The sequence below is a fragment of the Chitinophaga sp. HK235 genome (assembly GCF_018255755.1).
In the GTDB taxonomy this organism is placed as follows: domain Bacteria; phylum Bacteroidota; class Bacteroidia; order Chitinophagales; family Chitinophagaceae; genus Chitinophaga.
Genome location: NZ_CP073766.1, coordinates 256,706 through 278,711, shown reverse-complemented (window position 1 = coordinate 278,711; position 22,006 = coordinate 256,706). Strand labels below are relative to the sequence as shown.

General features: G+C 48.8%; 1 protein-coding gene. It reads right to left on the bottom strand.

Annotated features, from left to right (window positions below; translation table 11 throughout):
• Nucleotides 1-62 precede the first annotated feature (62 nt).
• Nucleotides 63-21,992, bottom strand: a complete 21,930-nt coding sequence (locus KD145_RS00800) for a non-ribosomal peptide synthase/polyketide synthase (protein ID WP_212004034.1) — start codon at nt 21,990-21,992, stop codon at nt 63-65.
• Nucleotides 21,993-22,006 lie beyond the last annotated feature (14 nt).

Genomic DNA, 22,006 nt, shown 5'->3' with positions numbered 1-22,006 from the left:
AAATTTCTTGTTTGGGTTAAGTATCTCAAATACCTATAGATTAATAGAAAGGGTTATTCGGGTTATAATTCAAATATGTCGAATGCTGTATCGCTCTCTGTGTATTGTTTCTCCCGGAGCAATATTCCGAGCCATGCGGAAAGCTGAGAAATATCCCTGCACTGAAATAATCGTTTCAGCGATACATTCAGCCCGGTCAATTTCCTGATATGGGTGCTCATCTGCATGGTTAACAGGGAATGCCCGCCCAGCTCAAAGAAATCATCGTATATACCTATCCGTTGTACGCCCAGCAGCTGCTGCCAGATATCGGCCAGCTGTTGCTGCAGTTCATTTTCGGGCGGTGTATACTCTCTGATTGCGGCGTTGCCCGGGTCTGGCAATGCTTTGATATCTGTTTTACCATTGATGGTCAGTGGCAATGCATCGAGCGCTATCAGCGCGGCAGGCACCATATATTCCGGCAGCCGCTCTTTCAGATGTGCGATGACGCCGTCTTTCTCCAATACAGTGGCTGTGGTATAATAACCGGCCAGGTACTTGTTTCCGTCGGGATTTTCCCTCACCAGCACGATAGCCTGTCTGATACCGGGATATGTCTTCAGACAGCTTTCTATTTCGCCTGGTTCTATTCTGAAACCACGCAGCTTCACCTGGAAGTCTGTACGGCCCATGTATTCAATATTGCCGTCCGGCTGATATCTTGCCAGGTCGCCGGTTTTATACAGTTTGCCATTTCCGGCCGGATGCCCGAAAGGATTGGCGACAAACCGCTCTTCGGTCAGCTCCGGCCGTTTCAGATAACCGCGGGCAATACCGGCCCCACCCAGATACAGTTCTCCTACTGCGCCAACAGGCACAGGCCTCCGTTCAGTATCCAGTATATATGCCGTTGTGTTGTTAATAGGGCGGCCTATAGGTAAGATGCCGGAAGATAACTCCTGATAGTTATTACATAAATAAGTAGTCGCAAACGTTGTACTTTCCGTAGGGCCGTAACCGTTAACCAGCTTTACGGTACTGGTCTGTTCAAGGAATTTCACCGCATGGGTGTAAGACAACTGCTCCCCACCGGCAACAATATATTTCAACAGATTCAGACAGGATAGATTTTCATCTACCAGGCGATGAAACAGTGAAGTAGTGATAAAGCAGATACTGATCTGATGCTGTACTATCAGGTTTTCCAGTTGTTGCCGATCCAATGCTGCCCACTCAGGCGCGATCACCAGTTGCCCCCCGTTGAGCAAGGCTCCGAAAATATCAAACACTGAGCCGTCAAAAGCATAATTGGCAATGGCGAGCACATGATCCTGCACGGTAAAATCAACATAATCAATATTCTTCACTAATCGGTTCACACTACGGTGTTCCACCATGACACCCTTAGGTATACCTGTGGTACCACTGGTATACATTACATAGGCCAGGTTGGTTGCAGCATTAATATGATACAGGTTGTCAACAGCAAACGTGGCAAGCGTTGTCACAAATGTGTTACTGTCCATTGCCGCAACAGTTGCCGTGGTGAGCGGTATTAGCCTATGCTGATATACTTCATTAGTGAGCACCAGCCTGGTTGCTGTATCCGACAAAATATAGCCTATTCTATCATCCGGGTAGGCAATATCTATCGGCACGTATGCTGCGCCGGCTTTCAGTACTGCCAGTATTGCCATCACCATGTGTGCCGAACGGTCAAGGTACAGCGCAACCAGGTCGTCCGGTTTCAACTTATAATGCAGACGCATATACGCAGCCAGCTGATTGGCTTTTGCATTCAGCTCCGCATAGGACAGACGAACATCTTCATATACCAGTGCAATAGCATCAGGTGTGGCTGCTGCCTGCTCTTCAAACAGCTGATGGATGGTTTTATCAGCAGGATAATCATTGGCAGTATTGTTCCAGCCGAAGATCATTTGCTGGTATTGCGTTTCGCGTAGATGTACCAGCGATGCTGTAGTGATATCCTGCTGTGTTGTTAGTTGTTCCAGGATCAGTTCCACACCGGAAAGCAGCTGCGCAATGACGGTTTCATCAAACAATTCTGCTGCATATTTGATATTAAATCTGATCGCTGCTCCCTGTTCCGCTGCGATGACTCCCAAAGGATAATCGAGCTTTTCAGCACTGCTTCTGAACTTAATGGACAAGGGGCCATTTTCGTCGCCGGCGCCGGTTGGAACCGGGTAGTTTTCAAATACAAACAGGCTGTTAAATAAACGTCCGCCCTGCCGCAATTTTCCCAGATGAATATCACTGCGGCTGTTTACTTCACTGATATGGTTTTGTAAATGTCTGATGGCTGATATTACACTACCAGCGCCATGTTCCATGATCACCGGAAGTGTATTGATATATAACCCTACGGATTGTTCTATATCGTTGATGGGCAGGTTACGGCCGGAGACAGTCATGCCCACTACGGTTGTACGCGAGTTACCGTAAAGGCTCAGCTGACGATGCCAGCAGTATTGCAGCACGGCATTGAGGGTTACGCCATTGGTGGCGCACAGGCGTTTCAGCGCTTCATAGCGGGTGCCGCTGATCCACAGCGCCTTTTCTGCCGGCTGCAGAATATGCCGGTAAGCCGATAAGCGAATATGGCGCTGGTCTGCACGTAGCAGGTAGCTCAGGTCTTCCTGCCCTTCCAGCTGAGCCACTGCAGCAGTCCAGTAAGCTTCATTATCCTGACGGTGTTGCTGCAGGTAACGCTGTGCCTCCGCATAACTCTGGTCTTCCCGCACCACTACAGGTACGCCCTGCAACAGCTGCAGATATACTTCATGTACATAGTTGAGCAGCAACGGCATGCTCCAACCATCCAGTATGGCGTGGTGGTTGCTGAAAAGACAGCTCCATTCATGCTCTCCGCGTTTCACCAGATATATCCGGAACAGATTACCGGCTGACAGATCGAAGGGCAGGGTACGGTCCTGCACCATCAGTTCATTCAGGTACACCTCCTGTGAAGCTTTGTCCTGATGACTGATATCCTGGTAGTGCCAGTCAGTATGACCATGACGGTCTATAATCTGTACCAGCTCATGTTCCCAGGCAAAGCGCAGGCGCAGGGCGCTGTAGCGCTGTTGTGCGTACTGCCAGGCTTGTTCCAGCAGGCCCGGATTGATAACGTTGTGGTAGTCCCATGACAACTGTACGCGGTAGGCATCGTCTACATCGCCCTGGTGCAAGGCATGGTAGATAAAGCCTTCCTGCAGGCTGCCCGCCGAATAAACACCGGACACTTCCCGCTGGGATTGCAACACTGATAACCAGCCGTTAGAGATGATATTGTCTGTATCGCTGGCTGTCAGCCAGGTGCGCGGAGCATAGCCCAGCCATTCAATCATTTTTTCCAATTCCCGCTGGTACTCTGCCGCAAGGGTAGTCAGCAGATCAGCAGCTATATTGCCGGTGATATTGAACTGAAGGCGGCCACCCATCACAAACCCATTGATGTTGATCAGGTGATGATCTCCATTGGAGGCATCTATGGGCCGCCCGCTGTCTTCTCCTGTCAGCTGCCATCCACTGCTGTCGGCACTTTCCTGCCCATCGAACTGTCCCAGGTAGTTGAAGCTGATACGAGGCAGACCTTCAGGATGATAACCTGTGAGTATCCCATAGCCGATACCGTTAGCCGGTACTGCGCGTAAGGTTTCTTTGGCTGATACCAGCTGCGCGCCATAATCATCTCCTTCACTGATGATCTGCACAGGGTACATAGTGGTAAACCAGCCACTGGTATGCGTGATATCAATCGATGCTGAAAGCATCTCACGGCCATGACTTTCCAGCAATATATAATGGTTCTTCTCCCCTGTGATGCGCGACAGTGCAACACCCAGGGCGCTTAATAAAATATCGTTGATCTGTGTGTTATAAACATGATGGCTTTCCCGTAATAAACGGCCGGTATACGCTGCATCCAACGTCAGCTGCGCATGACTGGTATGCTTAACCGCCAGGCCGGACAAAACAGCATTACCCGCTTTTATTCCCGGCAATAGCTCAGACCAGTAATCCTGCTCTGCTACAGATAATTCATAACCGGAGACGAGCGTTGTCCACTGACGATAGCTGCTGCCTTTAGGACCTAACCATCCTATTAGTGAACGTGTATCCGTTGTGGTTACAGTTGATAAATGATTGTATATACGTTCCATATCCGCCACCAGCATACGCCAGCTCACGGTGTCTATCAGCAGGTGGTGCACCGCCAGGAAGAGGCGCGCACGCCCGTCTGCATAGCCTTCCAGGTAACCGGCCTGTAATAACCGGTCTCCATAGATGTCAAAGTCCGCCTGCCAGGAGCTCAGTAAAGTATGTAAGGCTTCTGGTGTCTCCAGCGTATGGATATCCAGGCGACGTATATCCACGCCTGTTACCTCTTCGCTGTAATATTGTGTACTATCAGGACGGTAGCGTAAACGCAGTCCGTCATGGTAGTTAAGCAATACTGTCAGCGTGTATTCCAGCAGCGTTATATCCAGCACGGGCACACTGATCAGGAAAGACTGGTTCCAGTGATGGTACTTCGGCAGCAGGCCGTTGGAGACATTGGTAAAGAACCAGCGTTGTATCGGCAACAACGGCACTTCTCCGGACAGGATACCCTGTTCAGTTTCCAGTTGCACTGCAGATGTAGTACCTGCAGCAATCACGTTTGTATATAGTAAGGCAATGGTACGGTAACGGAAGATATCTTTTACGGTGATATGAATGCCGGCCTGTTGACGCAGGCGGCTTACCAGCTGGATACTCACGATAGAGTCTCCACCCAGCCGGAAGAAATCATCATCCACGCCTATCTTATCAGCGGATATGCCCAGCACCTGGCCGTAGATGGCACACATGGTTGCTTCTGTATTGTTTTCAGGAGCACGGTAATGATCACTGTCGGTAAATACAGGCTCCGGCAAAGCGCGGCGGTCCAGCTTGCCGTTGATGGTCAACGGTAATTGTGGCAGATGTACCAATACCGCTGGCAGCATGTATTCCGGCAGATAGGATCCCAGGTATTCCAGGATGGATTCATGATTCAAAGGCTCATCGGCCACATAATAAGCAGCCAGGTACTTGTTACCTCCGGCCTGTTCCTTCACCAGTACCACGGCTTGTTTTATGCCCGGATAGCTGGCTATGCGGTGTTCTATCTCACCCAGCTCTATACGATATCCCCTGATCTTCACCTGGAAATCGGCACGGCCAATGTATTCCAGGTCGCCATTGGGCAACTGTCTTACCAGGTCACCAGTTTTGTATAACCGCGCATCACCACCGGTAAACGGATCAGTAATAAAACGTGTAGCCGTCAACGATGGCAGGTTTAAATAACCACGGCATACGCCGGCACCTCCTACATACAGCTCTCCTACCGCTCCCTGTGGAAGTGGCTCCAGGTATTCATTCAGCACGTATGCCTGCAGATCAGGGATCACACGGCCAATCAGGGAGCCTTTGTCCAGTTCCGATGCACGCAGCGCCTTCCAGGTCACATGGACGGTTGTTTCCGTGATACCATACATATTGATCAGCCTGGGGGCATCATCGGTATACAGATCGTACCAGAGTTTCAGCTGTGCCAGGTTCAGTGCATCACCACCGAAGATCACATATCGCAGCTGTGTCAAACGAACGGGCTTCTGTTGTGACGCGGCGATGAACTGATAGAAAGCGCCCGGTGTCTGGTTCAGCACCGTCACGCCTTCACGCTCACACAAGTCGTAGAACAGAGAAGGATCTTTGGTTTGTTCCGTTGAGGGAATCACCAGCTTACCGCCGTAACACAAAGCGCCCCATATCTCCCATACGCTGAAGTCGAACACGACGGAGTGGAACAAGGTCCAGACATCGCTGGCATCAAAATGATACCAGGCAGCTGTAGCATGGAACAAACGAGACACATTACGATGCTCGATCATCGCACCTTTGGGCTGACCGGTAGTACCGCTGGTATAAATCACGTAAGCCAGCTGTTCTGGTGTGGTTACCACAGGAGGTAACGTAGATTGTTCGGACACGAAGTGCCGGTTGTCGATAGCCTCAGCGGTAATTTCCGCCGACAGGGCTGAGAGCCGTGCCACCTGTTTTTCATTGGTTAACACCACTTTTGTTCCTGTATCCGAAAGAATATAAGCGATTCTTTCTTCAGGATAAGCAGGGTCCATGGGCACATAAGCCGCTCCGGCCTTGAGCACCGCCAGGATGGCTATCAGCATATGCTCAGAGCGGTCCAGGCAGATGCCTACCAGGTCATCCGGCCTCAGCTGATAACGGTAACGTATATATGTCGCCAGCTCATCAGCACGGGTATTCAGCTCAGCATAAGACAGTTGTATATCTTCAAAAACAACAGCAGTGCGCTCAGGATGAGCAGCAGCCTGCTCCTCAAACAGCCGGTGAACAGGCCTGTCCGTCGGAAACGCCTGTAACGGATTATTCCATTGGGCCAGCGATGTTGTACGTTCTGTTGCCGACTGATAACGCAGTGATTTTATCTGTAGCTCCTTCCCGGCAACCGCCAGTTGCTGTAAAATTTCTTTATAGGTAGTAATATATCCTTGGATCGTAGTAGCCTCAAAAAGGCTGACGGCATAGTTAAAGAGACCTGTAATCTCTTCGCTGCTGTCGTCCAGGTAGGTACTCAGATCGTATTTGGCGATATGGTAATGCTCACTGTTATTGTAGGGAATAAACAGGTCGCCGGTGGCATCTGTTCCCCCAAAATGATGCATACCAAAAACAGTCTGGACCACCGGATGGCGCGACACATCCGGTTCTACCTGCAACTCATCCAGCAGTTTCTCAAAAGGCAGGTCCTGATGTAACTGTGCATCCATCACCGAAGCTCCCACCTGGCGGATGAAGTCCGTTATCCGTTGGTTCGGATCTATTTCTTCCCGCAATACCAGCGTATTGACAAAAAAGCCAATCAGGTCTGCTATCTCCCCGTAATGTCTGTTCGCAACAGGGCTCCCCACTACAATATCCCGCTGATGGCTGTAAGCACTCAGTAACAGGTAATAACCACTCAGCAGCACACTGTAAAGGCTCACTTCCAGTTCCCGCGAGATAGCCCGCAAACCCTCACTGGTAGCCTTATCTATCACAAAAGGAATATCAGCGCCGGTATAGTTAAAATGTGCCGGGCGCGGCTTGTCTGTTGGCAGATGCAGGGTTTCATAGCCGGATAATTTATTGCTCCAGTAAGACAGCTGTTGATGCAGCACAGCGCCTTTCAGGTAATGGCGCTGCCACAAGGCAAAATCCTTATACTGCAATGACAATGGCGCAGGTGCCTGTACAATCTCTCCAACAGCAAGTGCTTCGTAATATTTATAATAATCAAATAAGTCCCGGAGTAAAATATCGGTAGACCATCCGTCAAAAGCAATATGATGTAGCACCAGACTCAGATAATGTTCCGTAGCGTCCCCTGCGTAAAGGGTATAGAGCGCTATCTTCAGCGGCGGCTCCTTATCCAGCTTAAACACATCACTAGCTTGTGCTGCCAGGGCAATATCCAACGCTTCATCATCTGATACCACTTCCTGTATGATATCAGCAGCAGCATCCAGCACCTGCTGATAACCCGTGCCGGCGTGGTTAATCCTGATCACACTTCTCAATACCTCATGGCGGCGAATAACAGCCTGCAAAGCCAGTAACAGCAAATCCTTGTCTACTGCCGGATGCAGCTGCATCACCAGCGGAACATTATAAGCATTACTACCACCTTCATAGTTTTCGATAAACCATAACCGTTCCTGTGCAAAGGACAACAATTGTTCTTCCGGAGAAGTGACAACCGGGGCAGTTATCTTCACACTATGATCTGCAGTACGTTGTAAACGGACAGCGATATTACGGACCGTTCTTTCAGTAAAAACGGCTGCTACGCTGACATGACTGTCCAGCAAGGCATTCAGCCGGTTTACCAGACGAATGATCAGAATACTGTTACCACCCAACCGGAAAAAGTCGTCATGCACACTGATCTCAGATGGGTCAATATTCAGCACTTCACCAAATACCACGCATAATTTCTCTTCTGTTGCATTGGCCGGTGCTTCGTAGGTACGCTGATTTGTCAACTGCGGATCAGGAAGGGCACGGCGTTCCAGTTTGCCGTTAATATTCAGCGGTAACTTCTCCAGGCGCATCAATGCCTGTGGTACCATATACTCAGGTAGAAATTCTCCCAGATAGCGCTGCAGCACATCCTGATCGGGTGCATCATCTGCCACATAATAGCCGGCCAGATATCTGGTACCTCCCTCCTGCTCTCTCACCACTACCACCGCCTGCTTAATACCAGGAAAAGAAAACAGGCACCCTTCAATTTCACTTAATTCCATACGGTAACCGCGTACCTTCACCTGGGTATCGTTACGGCCCAGGAATACAATGTTGCCATCAGGCAGACCTTTTACCAGATCACCGGTTTTATACAGGCGCGCATTAAGCCCATCCTGTTTCTCCTTTTCCGTACGGAAAGGATTGGCAATAAAACGTTCTTCCGTGAGCGTAGTTTTGTTTAAATACCCCCGCGCCACGCCTTCTCCACCGATATACAGTTCACCGGTAGCACCCGCCGGCACAGGCCGCAGAGACGCATCCAGTATATAAGTGGTAGTATTGGCAATAGGCCGGCCTATCGGAATAATGGCTGGTAACGGATGCCCTGCTTTACATTCATATGCGGTTGCAAAAGTGGTTGTTTCCGTAGGTCCGTATACATTCTTCAGCACTGCATTCCCTTCTGCCTCCAGGAATTTTTTCACGTGGGTGTTCGACATCTGTTCTCCACCGGCAAGAATCAGTCGGAGGTTCTTCAGGCAGGGCAGCGCCACATCCACCAATGTATGAAACAACGGCGTTGTAATAAATATGACAGAGATATCATAACGGGTGATCGTATCCTGTAACAGGGCTGTATCCAGGAAAACTTCTCTTGCCGCGATCACCAGCGCAGCGCCATGTAGCAGCGGGCCAAAGATATCAAATACGGAACCGTCGAATGCATAATTGGAAATGCCCAATATCCTGTCTGTTGCCTCAAAACTCACATAGTCCGTATTCTTCACCAGGCGGCATACATTCCTGTGTGTAACCATCACCCCCTTGGGCAAACCGGTAGTTCCGCTTGTATACATCACATAGGCAAGATCTTCTGCGCCGCTGAGTGGCGCCGGATTCACCACCGGACAAACAGATAATGCATTTTCAAAGGCTTCACTGTCAATAGCAATAATGGCCGATGTCTGGATCTTCTCCAGTTTATCCTGGTATATACTACCGGTAACGATTACACGTGGAGAAATATCCGTCAGTATATAATTGATCCTTTCTTCAGGATAAGCAATATCCACCGGCACATAGGCCGCTCCCGACTTAAGTACGCCCAATATCGCTATCAGCATGTATTCCGAGCGGTCGAGATAAAGCCCGATAAGATCACCGGGTTGAATATCGTACTGTTGTCTCAGGTATGCGGCCAGCTGGTTAGCTTTCTCATTCAGCTCGCGATAAGTCAGTCGAAGATCGCCGGAGATCAGCGCCACCTGCTCCGGGGTGGCAGCGGCCTGTTCTTCAAATAGTTTGTGCAGGGTTTTATCAGTAGGGAAAGCACTGGCTGTATTGTTTTGATCATATAGCATTGCAGCCTGCTGTTCTCTGTTCAGGTAATGAACAGATTTCAAAGGAAGATGTTGCTGGTCTTTGTTGTGAAGCTGCACCAGCTGACCTAATATTTCCTTATAAACAGTAATATATCCTTCGATGGTGGCGGCATTAAACAATCCGGTAGCATAGTTAAACACACCACGTATCTCTTCGCCGCTGTCGTCCAGTGCAACACCGAGGTCATATTTAGCAATGTTATGGTGCTGGTTTTGATAAAACGGAATAAATAATTCGTTGGCTTCTTCTTCTCCGAAATGTTGTACACTAAAGATTACCTGGTAAACAGGGTGACGGGAAGCATCGGGTTCTATTTTCAGTTCGTCCACCAGCTTTTCAAAAGGCAGGTCCTGATGCAGTTGTGCGGTAATAACGGAAGCCCCAACCTGACGGATAAAGTCTGTTATCCGCTGTTCAGGGTTTATCTCCTGTCTCAGCGCCAGGGTGTTAACGAAGAATCCAATCAGGTCTGCTATCTCGCTGTAATGGCGGTTGGAAACAGGGCTGCCTACTACGATATCCCGCTGGCCACTGTAGCCGCTCAACAACAGATAGTATGCGCTCAGCAACAAACTGAACGTACTCACTTCCAGTTCCCGGGATAATGCTTTCAGCTGATCGCTGGTAATTTTGTCTATGGTAAAAAGAATAGTAGCCCCTTCATAATTCACGAATGCCGGCCGGGGCTTATCTGCAGGCAGCTGCAGCGTTTCATAGTCCGTCAGTTGTTCCTTCCAGTAGGCCAGTTGCTCAGTCAGCACCTCACCCGCAAGATAGCTGCGCTGCCATAAGGCAAAATCCTTATACTGCAGCGTCAGCGGAGCAGGTAAGTGTCTTTCTTCCGTAGCCAGTTCCTGATAGTGATGATAATACTGTTGTATTTCCCGCAGAAAGATAGTGGCAGACCAACCATCGAAGGCAATATGGTGCAGGACAATACCCAGATAGTATTCTTTGTTTAATGCATAAAGCCCTGCTGCCACCGGATATTCTTCTTCCAGTTTAAACACATGGTGTGTCAGCGCAGACAGCATTTCATCCAGTGCTGCTATGGTAGCGACTTCCTTCCTGATCACCGGCAACGGATATACGATATCATCCAGCACTTCCTGATAACTGTCACCATGTTTACCGGTACGGATAACACTCCTCAGCACTTCATGACGATGCACCACCGCACGCAGCGCCAGCAGCATGCTTTCCGGATTCACACCCGGCTGAAGTTTCAGTACCAGCGGTATGTTATAGGCATTACTACCGCCTTCATAGTTTTCGATAAACCACAGACGCTCCTGTGCAAAAGATAGCAGCTGTTGCTCCGGATCCGTAATTTCCTGCGGCAAAATTTTTACATGACCGACAACGCTGTCCTGCAGTTGTTGCGCGAGCTTACGGACAGCGCCTCCTGTAAACACATCCGCCAGGTTGATACCTGTTTCCCATTCGGCATTCAACCGGTTTACCAGACGGATAGCCAGTATACTATTTCCGCCCAGGCGGAAGAAATCTTCTTCTACATCAATATTACCAGCATCCAGTCCCAGTATTTCTCCAAACAGCACACATAACCTTTCTTCCGTCTCATTCTCTGGTTGCTGATAATGACCGGTGTTCGTGAGCACCGGCTCCGGAAGCAGGCGGTGATCCACTTTCCCGTTGATAGTAAGTGGCAGCTCCGGCAGATGTATCATGGCCAGCGGCACCATATAGGCCGGCAGATAAGCACCGATATAACCCAGCAATACATCCTGATCTAATGCGGTATCAGCCACATAATAACCAGCAAGGTATTTGTCACCGTGCGATTTTTCTTTCACTACCACAAATGCCTGTCTGATACCCGGATACGTTTCCATGCGGTGCACGATTTCACCCAGCTCAATACGGTATCCACGGATCTTCACCTGAAAATCTGTACGGCTGATATATTCAATATTTCCATCCGGCAGATATTTTACCAGGTCGCCGGTTTTATAAAGATGGCTGTTGATATGCTTTTCTTTTTCAGCGGCTGTTCTGAAAGGATTGGGAATAAAGCGTGCAGCCGTTAGTTCAGGCATATTGAGATAACCTCTTGCCACTCCTTCCCCACCGACATACAACTCACCGGTGGCGCCGGGAGGCAGCGGATTAAGGTGGGTATCCAGCACATATGCGGTAGTATTGGATAATGGCCGGCCAATAGGCACCGTGCCGGTAGCGATAACTATTTGATTATTGCACAGGAAAGAGGTGGCGAATGTTGTAGACTCTGTAGGGCCATAAACATGCACCAGATTAACATGACTATACTTTTCATGAAATGCCAGCACATGTTTGAGCGATACCAGCTCTCCACCAAACAGAATATATTTCAGATGTTTTAATCCCGGAAGTCCTTCTTCCGCCAATACATTAAACAATGCGGTAGTGATAAAGAAGACAGTGATCCGGTGTGTGTCCAGCAGATGATCAAATCTTCTCATGTCTTGCAGCACATCTTTATCAACCACTACCAGCGTAGCCCCGTTCAGCAATGCCCCGAAGATATCGAACACAGAGCCGTCGAATGCGTAATTGGATATGCCTAAAATACTGTCTTCTTCCGCTATCTTAACATAGTCCACATTTTTAACCAGCCTGTTCACGCTTTTATGTTCCACCATCACCCCTTTGGGAATACCGGTGGTACCGCTGGTATACATAACGTAGGCAAGATGCCCGCCATGGCTGACACATAGCGGATTATCCACGGGGTAACCGGCAAGCATATACTGAAATGCAGCATTATCAGTTACAATCGTATCGATATCCCGGTCGATGGTAATTTCCAGCAGTTTCTCCCGGTAGCGGTCACTCACCAGCACAGCCCTGGCTGATGCATCGGACAGGATGTAGCCCACTCTGTCTGCCGGATATGCAATATCAATGGGAACATAGGCGGCTCCCGACTTCAATATCGCCAGAATGGCCACTATCATATGTTCGGAGCGGTCCATATATAAAGCGATACGGTCATCCGGCTGCGGATGATAACGTTCACGCAAGTACGCAGCCAGCCTGTTGGCTTGTTCATTTAGTGTTGCATAGGTCAGACTACGGTCTGCATATTTCACCGCAATATGGGCCGGTGTTTTTTCCACCTGTGCTTCAAACAGCTGCTGAATGGCCTTTCCTGATGGATAAGGCTGCAGCGTATTGTTCAGCTCATAAACAAACTGCTGATACTGCTGGCTGTCCAGGTATCGTAAAGACCTGATCCGGCGCGACGTTTGCGTGGTATCGTTCAGTTGTGCCAGCTGCTGCAGTATTTCTTTATACACGGCAACATAACGCTCTATGGCCGGCAGCTCAAACAGGTGTACCGAGTAATTACACATACCTGTGATCGTTTCTTCACTATCATCCAGATATATGCTCAGATCATGTTTGGCAATCTTAAAATAGTCAGCGTCAGGTGTTGTATAACGTGTAAATAATGGGTTGCCGGAAGTAGTATCTCCGCCAAAATGCTGCACGCTGAACATCACTTGAAAGATAGGATGACGCGATAGGTCCGGCGCTGTATGCAGTTCTTCTACGAGTTTTTCAAACGGCAGGTCCTGATGCAGCTGTGCATCGATTACAGCTGTGCTCACCTGCCGGATAAAATCAGTCAGTGGCTGTTCAGGATCTATCTGCATCCTCAGGGGCAGCATATTTACAAAAGAACCGATCAGGTGCGCAATATCTCCGTGATGCCTGTTGGATACGGGGCTTCCCACAATAATATCCTGCTGGTTGCTGTAACCCGACAACAACAGGTAATATCCACCCAGCAACAGGCTGTACATGCTCACTTCCAGATTGCGTGAAACAGCCCTCAGGTCGTTGCTCAGGGTTTTATCGAGTGTGAAAGAGATGGTAGCGCCTTCATAACTCACTTTTGCCGGCCTGGGCTTATCGGCAGGCAGGTACAGCGTTTCATAGCCAGCCAGCTGCTGTTTCCAGTAATGCAACTGCCGTTCCAGCACAGGCCCCTGCAGATAGTTGCGCTGCCACAGCGCATAATCCCGGTACTGCACAGGTAAGGGAGGTAATACAGGATCGCTGTGCTGTTGTTCCGGATTGTTTGTATAATGATGATAATATTGCTGCAGCTCATGAAGCAGGATATCTTCAGACCAGCCATCAGAGGCAATATGATGTAATACCAGACCAAGGTAATACTCGTTGCCACGGCTACCTCCGCGATGCAGTGTGTACAAGCACGCATGCAGCGGATATTCTTCGTCCAGCCTGAATACCCGTCCAGCCTGTTGTGAGAGCTGGTCATCCAGATCAGCACGGCTATACGATTCCACCGTTTCAATGGTCAGCGGCCGGACAGCATCATCCATCACCTGCTGACAGGCTTTGCCTTCTTTGTTAATGGTGACAATACTTCTCAACACTTCATGTCGGTGTACAACAGCGTGCAGCGCCTGTAACATAAGATCTTTATCCAGATCAGGTTCCAGCCGGAGTACCAGCGGCAGGTTAAATGCATGGGTACCTCGTTCATAGCGGTCAATAAACCATAATCGTTCCTGTGAAAAAGATAATAGTTGTTCATCCGGACTGACTATTACCGGAGCTGTGATTCTTACACTGCCACCTGTTCCTTCCAGCAAGGCTTCTGCGAGGCGGCGTATCGTGCGGCAGTTAAACACTTCTGCTACATGCAGGCCGGATTTCATTTCAGCATTCAGCTTGTTGATAAGGCGTATCGCCAGAATACTGTTTCCTCCTAACCGGAAAAAATCATCCTGCACACTGATCTTTGTGGCCTCCAGGCCAAGTACAGCGGCAAATACGCCGGTCAGTTTCAGCTCAGTTTCATTTTCAGGTGCCTGGTAGCTGCTGATGCCCGTAAATGCCGGTTCCGGAAGGGCACGGCGGTCCAGCTTTCCGTTGACGGTCACCGGAAATTCCGGCATGTATATCAGCGCAGCAGGCACCATATAGTCGGGCAGGTATGCTTCCAGATAACTTCTTACTGCATCCTGGTCAGGCATTTCATCGGCCACGTAATAACCGGCCAGGTATTTGCCTCCGCCGGGATGTTCTTTCACCAGCACTACAGCCTGTCTGATCGCCGGATAAGCATTCAAACGGCTTTCCACCTCTCCGGGCTCTATCCTGTATCCGCGGATTTTTACCTGAAAATCATTGCGGCCTATATACTCGAGATTACCATCCGGATGATATCTTACCAGGTCACCGGTTTTGTATAAACGGCCGTTGATATTTTTTTCCTTCTCTTCATCCGACTGAAAAGGATTGGCTATAAACCGCTGCTGGGTCAATTCAGGCAGATTAAAGTATCCGCGGGCCACAGCAGCACCGCCGATATACAATTCACCAATGGCTCCCAAGGGCAAAGGTCGCAGGGCACTGTCCACCACATAACAGCTGGTATTACCAATCGGGCGGCCGATCAGGTGCGTATCTCCACCGACGATCAGTTTGCCGGTGGCAATATTGGTTTCCGTAGGGCCGTAATAGTTATACAGCCTCAGACGAGATGCCCAGTATTTACCGGTTTCCTGATCACAGGGCTCACCGGCATAGGTAATGCCTCTCAGGTGAGGATAGGCTATACGCGGTAATGCCGCCAACATTACCGGTGGCAGATATACGTAGTTTATTTCATGGTCCAGAAGATATTGGCTGACAGCCGTTACATCTGTTCTCACCTTTGTTCCCAGGACATATAGGGTATTTCCGAACAGCAGGGCGCTTAAAATTTCGGACACCGACATATCAAACACATAAGTGGCAAACAATACAATCCTGGCCTGATGACTGAATTCATAAGCATCCCGGATGCCGTAGATGATATTCAGTTCATTACGATGTTCTATCATCACACCTTTCGGGTTGCCTGTAGTACCGCTCGTATAGAGCACAAAACACATATTGGCTGATGTGCCCGAGGTCTGAAGCCCTGGGCTGGATATCGATTTTGGGCTAGCATGGCAAATATCTTCTACTATCTCCACTATAACCGGCAAGCTATCCATGATACGTTGCAGGTTTTCCTCATTCATGCTGTCTGTCAGCACCACTCTGGCTCCTGCATCGGAGAGGATATACGCTACCCTGTCATCAGGATATGTCAGGTCTACCGGTACATAAGCTGCTCCGGATTTTAATACACCCAGGATAGCAATGATCATATATTCCGTTCTCTCCAGGTATAGTCCTATCAGATCATCAGGCTTTACAGCATATTGTGCATGCAGATAAGCCGCCACCTGGTTGGCCTTTTCATTCAGTTCACGGTAACTCAGACGGTGGTTTTCATACACCAGTGCCGTATGGTCCGGTGTTTTACGCACCTGTTCTTCAAATAGCTGCTGAATAGTTTTGTCTAACGGGTAATCTTCTGCTGTTTTGTTCCAGTCTGTAATTAGCAGCTGCTGCTGTTCAGGGGTGATGAAAGTCAGTTGGGAGGTTTCAATATGCGGATCTGCCAGCAACTGGTCCAGCAGGATAAATACGCCTTCCAGCAGCTGATGTATGGTTTCACTGCTAAATAACTCGCCGGCATATTTCAGTCGCAGCAGTACTTCTCCCGGGCGTTCGACCAGGATCACTCCCAGCGGATAATCCAGCTGGTCTGTACTTTCTTTAAAATACAGGGGCAATTCATCTCCTGAGCGGTCCAGTGGTACCGGGTAATTTTCGAATACAAACAGTGTATTGAACAGTCGTCTTCCTTCCTGTTGTAACCGGGAGAGCTGGATAACAGTGTGGCTGTTGGCGTCATTAATATGTGCCTGTAATTTACTGATGGCGGCGACTACTGTACCGGCATCGTGTTCCATGATAACCGGCAGGGTATTAATGAACAGGCCTACAGACAGTTCTATATCATCCACTGGCAGATTACGCCCGGCCATGGTCATGCCTACAACTGTAGTATTGCTGTTTCCATAAATACTCAGTAGCCGGTGCCAGCAATACTGTAATACAGCATTGAGGGTAAATCCATAGGCGGAGCAAAACCTTTTCAGTGCCTGATAACGTTCACCCGTTACCGTTGTAGTCAGTTCCTGATGTAATCTGACATGCCTGTAATCAGACAATACGATGTGCCGTTGCTCCGGCCGGAGCAGACTACTCAGATCTTCTCTGGTTGAAAGCTGTGCCATCCGGGCATTCCAGTAGGCGTCATGTTGTTGCCGGTGCTGCTGCAGATAATGTTGTGCAGCGGTATAAGCATGGTCAGGCTCAACATGGTAAGGCTGTCCTTTTTGCAAATGCCGGTAAACATCGTGTACAAAACTCAGCAGCAGCGACATACTCCAGCCATCCAGTATAGCATGGTGGTTACTGAAAATGAAGGCATACCGGTCTGTTTGTTTTTTTATCAGGTATATTCTGTAGAGATTACCGGCAGAAAGTTCAAACGGTACAGCCTTATCTTCAGCCAGCAGATGCTGCAGGTAAGCATCCTGTTCATTTTCCGGCAGATGGCTGATATCTTCATATCTCCATGGAAAAATTCCCTTCTTATCAATCACCTGTATCAGTTCTTCCTCCCAATGGAAACGAAGCCGCAAAGCATTGAATTTCTCCGGCGCATATTGCCAGGCCTGTTGCAACAGTGTTTCCTGCAAAGGGCAGCGGTATTCCCATACCAGCTGTACCCCATAGGCGTCATTGGCTGCACCCTGGTTCAATGCATGTGATATAAAGCCCTCCTGCAGGCTGCCCGCCAGGTATACGTTTGTTATTTCACGGTCTGCCTGTAGCTTATCAAGATATTGTGCTGATATAATATGATCGATATCACTCACCGTCAGATAACTCCGCGGAGATGATTTCAGATAATGTACAATGGTTTCCAATGCCGCCCTGTAATTCTCCGCCAGCGCAGACAAAGCTGCAACAGGGATATTTCCGGAGATATCAAACTGAAGACATCCATCAACGACCCTGCCCAGGAAATCAATCAGGGTATGCGGATGATTGGCCGCAGACACAAACTGCCCGCTGCTTTCTCCGGAGATATACCAACCTTGAGCACCATCAGGCCGCTGCCTGTCGAACTGACCAAGGTAGTTGAAACTGATCAGTGGCAATGCCGAAGTGGTATAACCTTGTAATGCGCCATAGCCCAGCCCTCCGGAAGGAATGCTACGCAGCATTTCCTTGACGGTTACCAGTTGTGTAGCGATATTGGCAGCCGGGGTCACAATTTCAACCGGGTACATGGTCGTAAACCATCCGGTAGTATGGGTCACATCCACCGACGGTGAAATAAATTCCCGTCCGTGGCCTTCCAGCAAAACATGATGATGATCAAACCCCGTCAGCGATGACAGCGCTATTCCCAATGCACTCAATAAGATATCATTCACCTGGGTTTGATAAACATGCCCTACTTCACGCAGCAAACATTCCGTAAGTTGATGGTCCAGCGAGAATGTGGTCCGGGCGGGCATTTCCACCCTCATAGCAGATAGCAAGGCGTTGCCAGCAGGAATACCGGCATTAATAGCCGACCACCAAGCCAGTTCATCTTCTGCAGTTTTTCCGTCTGTCGGAGCGTAAGCAGCAACAGCGTTTACCCATTGACGATAGCTACTTCCTTTGGAGCCCAGTATTACAGTAGCCGGCACCGTAGCCAGGAAATCCCTTTCAGCCTGGTTTTGCTGCGCTTCTAATAAATAATTATATATTTTTTCTGTATCCTCACAGATGATGCGCCAGCTAACCGTATCCAACAGCAGGTGATGCGCCGCAAAATAAATTCTGGCGCTACCGTCAGCAAAGCCTTCCAGGTAACCCACCTGCAGCAGCGGCCCTTCAGAGATATTAAAACCGGCCTGCCACGCTGTAAGTTCCTCATTATCCATAGTGGCGATATCCAGATATTTGATCATGACGGCATTTACCTCATCTCCGTAATGCTGCACATAACCGCCAGCAACCTCCTTATCCACCGGATAATAAAAGCGCAGCCCGTCATGGTAATTGATCAGTTTCAGGATACTCATCCCCAGCAGTTCTTTGTTCAGCGGAGGTACATGAATCAGGAAAGACTGGTTCCAGTGATGGAAGGCAGGGAAAGTACCGCAGGCCACCTGATCGAAGAACCAGGCCTGTACCGGCAACAGACCGGCCTTACCGGTGAGTATTCCCTGTTCAGTGACAACAGCCGGAATGGTGGCAACAGACTTTGATATTTTGTGGGTATACAACTGCCGGATGGTTCTGTTCCGGAAGATATCTTTCACATTCACGTTAATGCCTGCACGCTGTCTTAGCCTACTTACCAACAGTATGCTTACGATACTGTCTCCTCCCAATCGGAAAAAATCATCATGAACACCTACTTGTGTGGTATTCAGTCCCAGCACTTCGGCATAAATTTCACATAATACTCTCTCCGTGTCATTCTCCGCTGTCTGGGTCGCTGCGCTGTCCGGCAACTGTGGCTCGGGGAGCGCACGGTAGTTCAATTTTCCATTCACCGTCAGCGGTAAAGATGTCAGGTGTATCAATGCAGCCGGCACCATGTAATCAGGCAGGTGTTCAGCCAGATAGTCCAGTAGTAACTGCGGCTCTATTTCATGGTCCGACACATAATAGGCCGCGAGATAATTGCCACTCCCGGAAGCTCTGTTCTTTACCACCATGGCAGCCTGTCTGATTTCAGGGAAAGCACTTAAACGGTTTTCTATTTCTCCGGGCTCAATTCTGTGTCCGCGGATTTTCACCTGAAAATCGTTGCGACCGATGTATTCCAGATTACCGTCTGGCAGGTATCTGACGAGGTCACCGGTTTTATAGATACGGCTATTAATATTTTTTTCTTTCTCTGAAGCAGTCTGGAAGGGATTGGCAAGAAAGCGCTCCTGTGTTAGCTCAGGCTGATTCAGGTATCCCCGTGTTACCCCGGCCCCACCGATGTATAACTCACCGGTGGCTCCTACCGGCACCGGTATCAGATGAGAGTCCAGCACATACAAGGTAGTATTGGCCACAGGGCGTCCAATTATTCTGTTGTTATCATCCGTACAACGATGAAAAGTAGCACATACGGTTGCTTCCGTAGGTCCGTATTCATTGATAAGCACTGCCTGCAAGGGCTTTTTCAGGTCAGGCAGTTTTTCTCCCCCTGTAAATATTAACTGAAAACCCGCATCCATGGCTGCAAATGCAGGCAACAATACCGGTGGGATAAACGAAACGGCTATATGATGCTGATGCGCATATGCCACCAATTCATCCGGTGCATTTCTGATTTCATCACTATACAGATATAGACAATTACCATTGCACAATACCGGAAAGGTTTCATACACAAAGGCATCAAACACATAATTTGAATAACAGCCTATATTCCGGTATTTATCTAACTGATGTATTTCAATCATCTCCGTGATCAGGTTGATCACGCTATTGTGCTCTACCATTACACCTTTGGGCTGACCGGTAGTGCCGCTGGTATAAATAACATAAGCCAGGTCACCTGCCTGGCTGATCGTTTCAGGAGTAACGCCACTGTATGTCTCTCCTAACATCGATTGAAATTCAATACTGTCAATACTTTCAACAGCCAGACTCAGGTCATTATCGAGTGCAGCTGCATAGGATTCGTTGGTTAACACCACTCTGGCTGCAGTATCAGAGAGGATCCAGGTTATACGTCCGGAAGGGAAGCCTGGATCTATAGGCACATAGGCCGCCCCCGATTTCAGTACTGCCAGGACAGCAATTACCAGGTGTTCTGATCTGCTGAGGCAAAGGGCCACCAGCTCATCTGGTCTGATGGCGTAGGTAGCCTGCAGATAAGCTGCCAGGCGGTTGGCACGTTCATTGAGTTCGTGGTAGGTCAGCTGGCTGTTGCCATATACCAATGCCGTTGCATCAGGGGTTAGCGCCACCTGTTCCTCAAACAGCTGATGAATGGTTTTTCCGGATGCATATGGTTTCGTTGTTGCGTTCCAGTTATATAAAACATTGGAATAATCACTGCTGTTGAGCAGGCAGTAATCTTTCAGCGGAAGATCTTCCACTGTAACCGTTTTACGCAGCAGCTCCAGGAACGAACGGATAACGCCTTCCGCCACAAACGAGCTGATGATGTTCTTCCGGTATATCAGCCTGAATTTGAAGGCATCCTTATTTCTCCGGTCATACATCAGCGACATCCAGTAAATGGATTCATTGCTCAGCGGAAAATCAATCTCCTCCACGTGTAGCCCTTCCAGTGAGATGGGCACACTGCTCATATACGTTTCCGTAAATCCTACATTGAAATAATCCGTACTGTCTTCTTCCTTTATCTTCCGCTGGTCATGGATAATTTCAGAGAGCACATAGTGCTGGTGCGGTTTTACCTCCTTTCTTTCCGAAACAAGTGCTTTGATCAGCGCAATCAAGGTATCATACTTATCCGTTTCGATCTTCAGGGGCAGGTTATTAACGAAAGATCCTGTAATATCCGGGAAGCCGGGAGGCCGCATATTCACAGCATAACTCAGAATAATTCCCGGCTGGCTGCAGTAACGCGACACTACAACACCATATACTGCTGCCAGTATAGTAAATATGGACACTTTATGCCGTTTGGTATATTGGTGTAGGGCTGTCAGGGTTTCTCCGGTCAGTTCGAAGAACAGGGTTTCTCCGGCCGTATCTTCCTGTGCAGCGTGTTTCATTATCGGCAAATCCGCTACCAGCGGCAGTTCACCAATATAGTCATGCCAGAATTGTCTGGCTGCCGCACTGCTTTCCGGCGTCAGTAATCTCTTTTCCTTTTCAATGCAGGCGATACGGGAGGGTGATACGACCGGTTCATCCGGCAAGTGCAACACCTGTGCAGTCCAGGCACGGCTTACCTTACTGATAATGCTTTCAAAGCCTATACCGTCTGCTATGATATGGTTCATGCAAAAAGCGATATAACTTTTTCCATCACGGCTGGTATTGTCGAGCAGATGTATCCGCAGCAAAGGGCCTTTGACCAGATCGAAGGGCCGGTTGATAATATCCAGCAGCTGCTCCCGGATATCTATTATATCATCCGTCGCTTCATCTATAATAAAATCTTCAATGGGGAAGTTATTATAATAACAGGTAGTTCCATCTTCACTGAATGTAGCATGAAGTATGTCATCATCTTTTATCAATTTACTGCAGGCAGCGATGAATACATCTTTATTAAACATCCCGTCAACCGCATAGATTTTCGAAACATTATATATACTGCTTTCCGGCGCCAATGCCCACTCTACAAAAAAAGATCTCTGATATTGAGATATTGGCAAATACTTCTTTTCCATCAGGTAACAGTTTT

Excerpts from the sequence above, each read along its gene's own strand:
- KD145_RS00800 (WP_212004034.1), bottom strand. The coding sequence starts at position 21,992 with ATGGAAAAGAAGTATTTGCCAATATCTCAATATCAGAGATCTTTTTTT.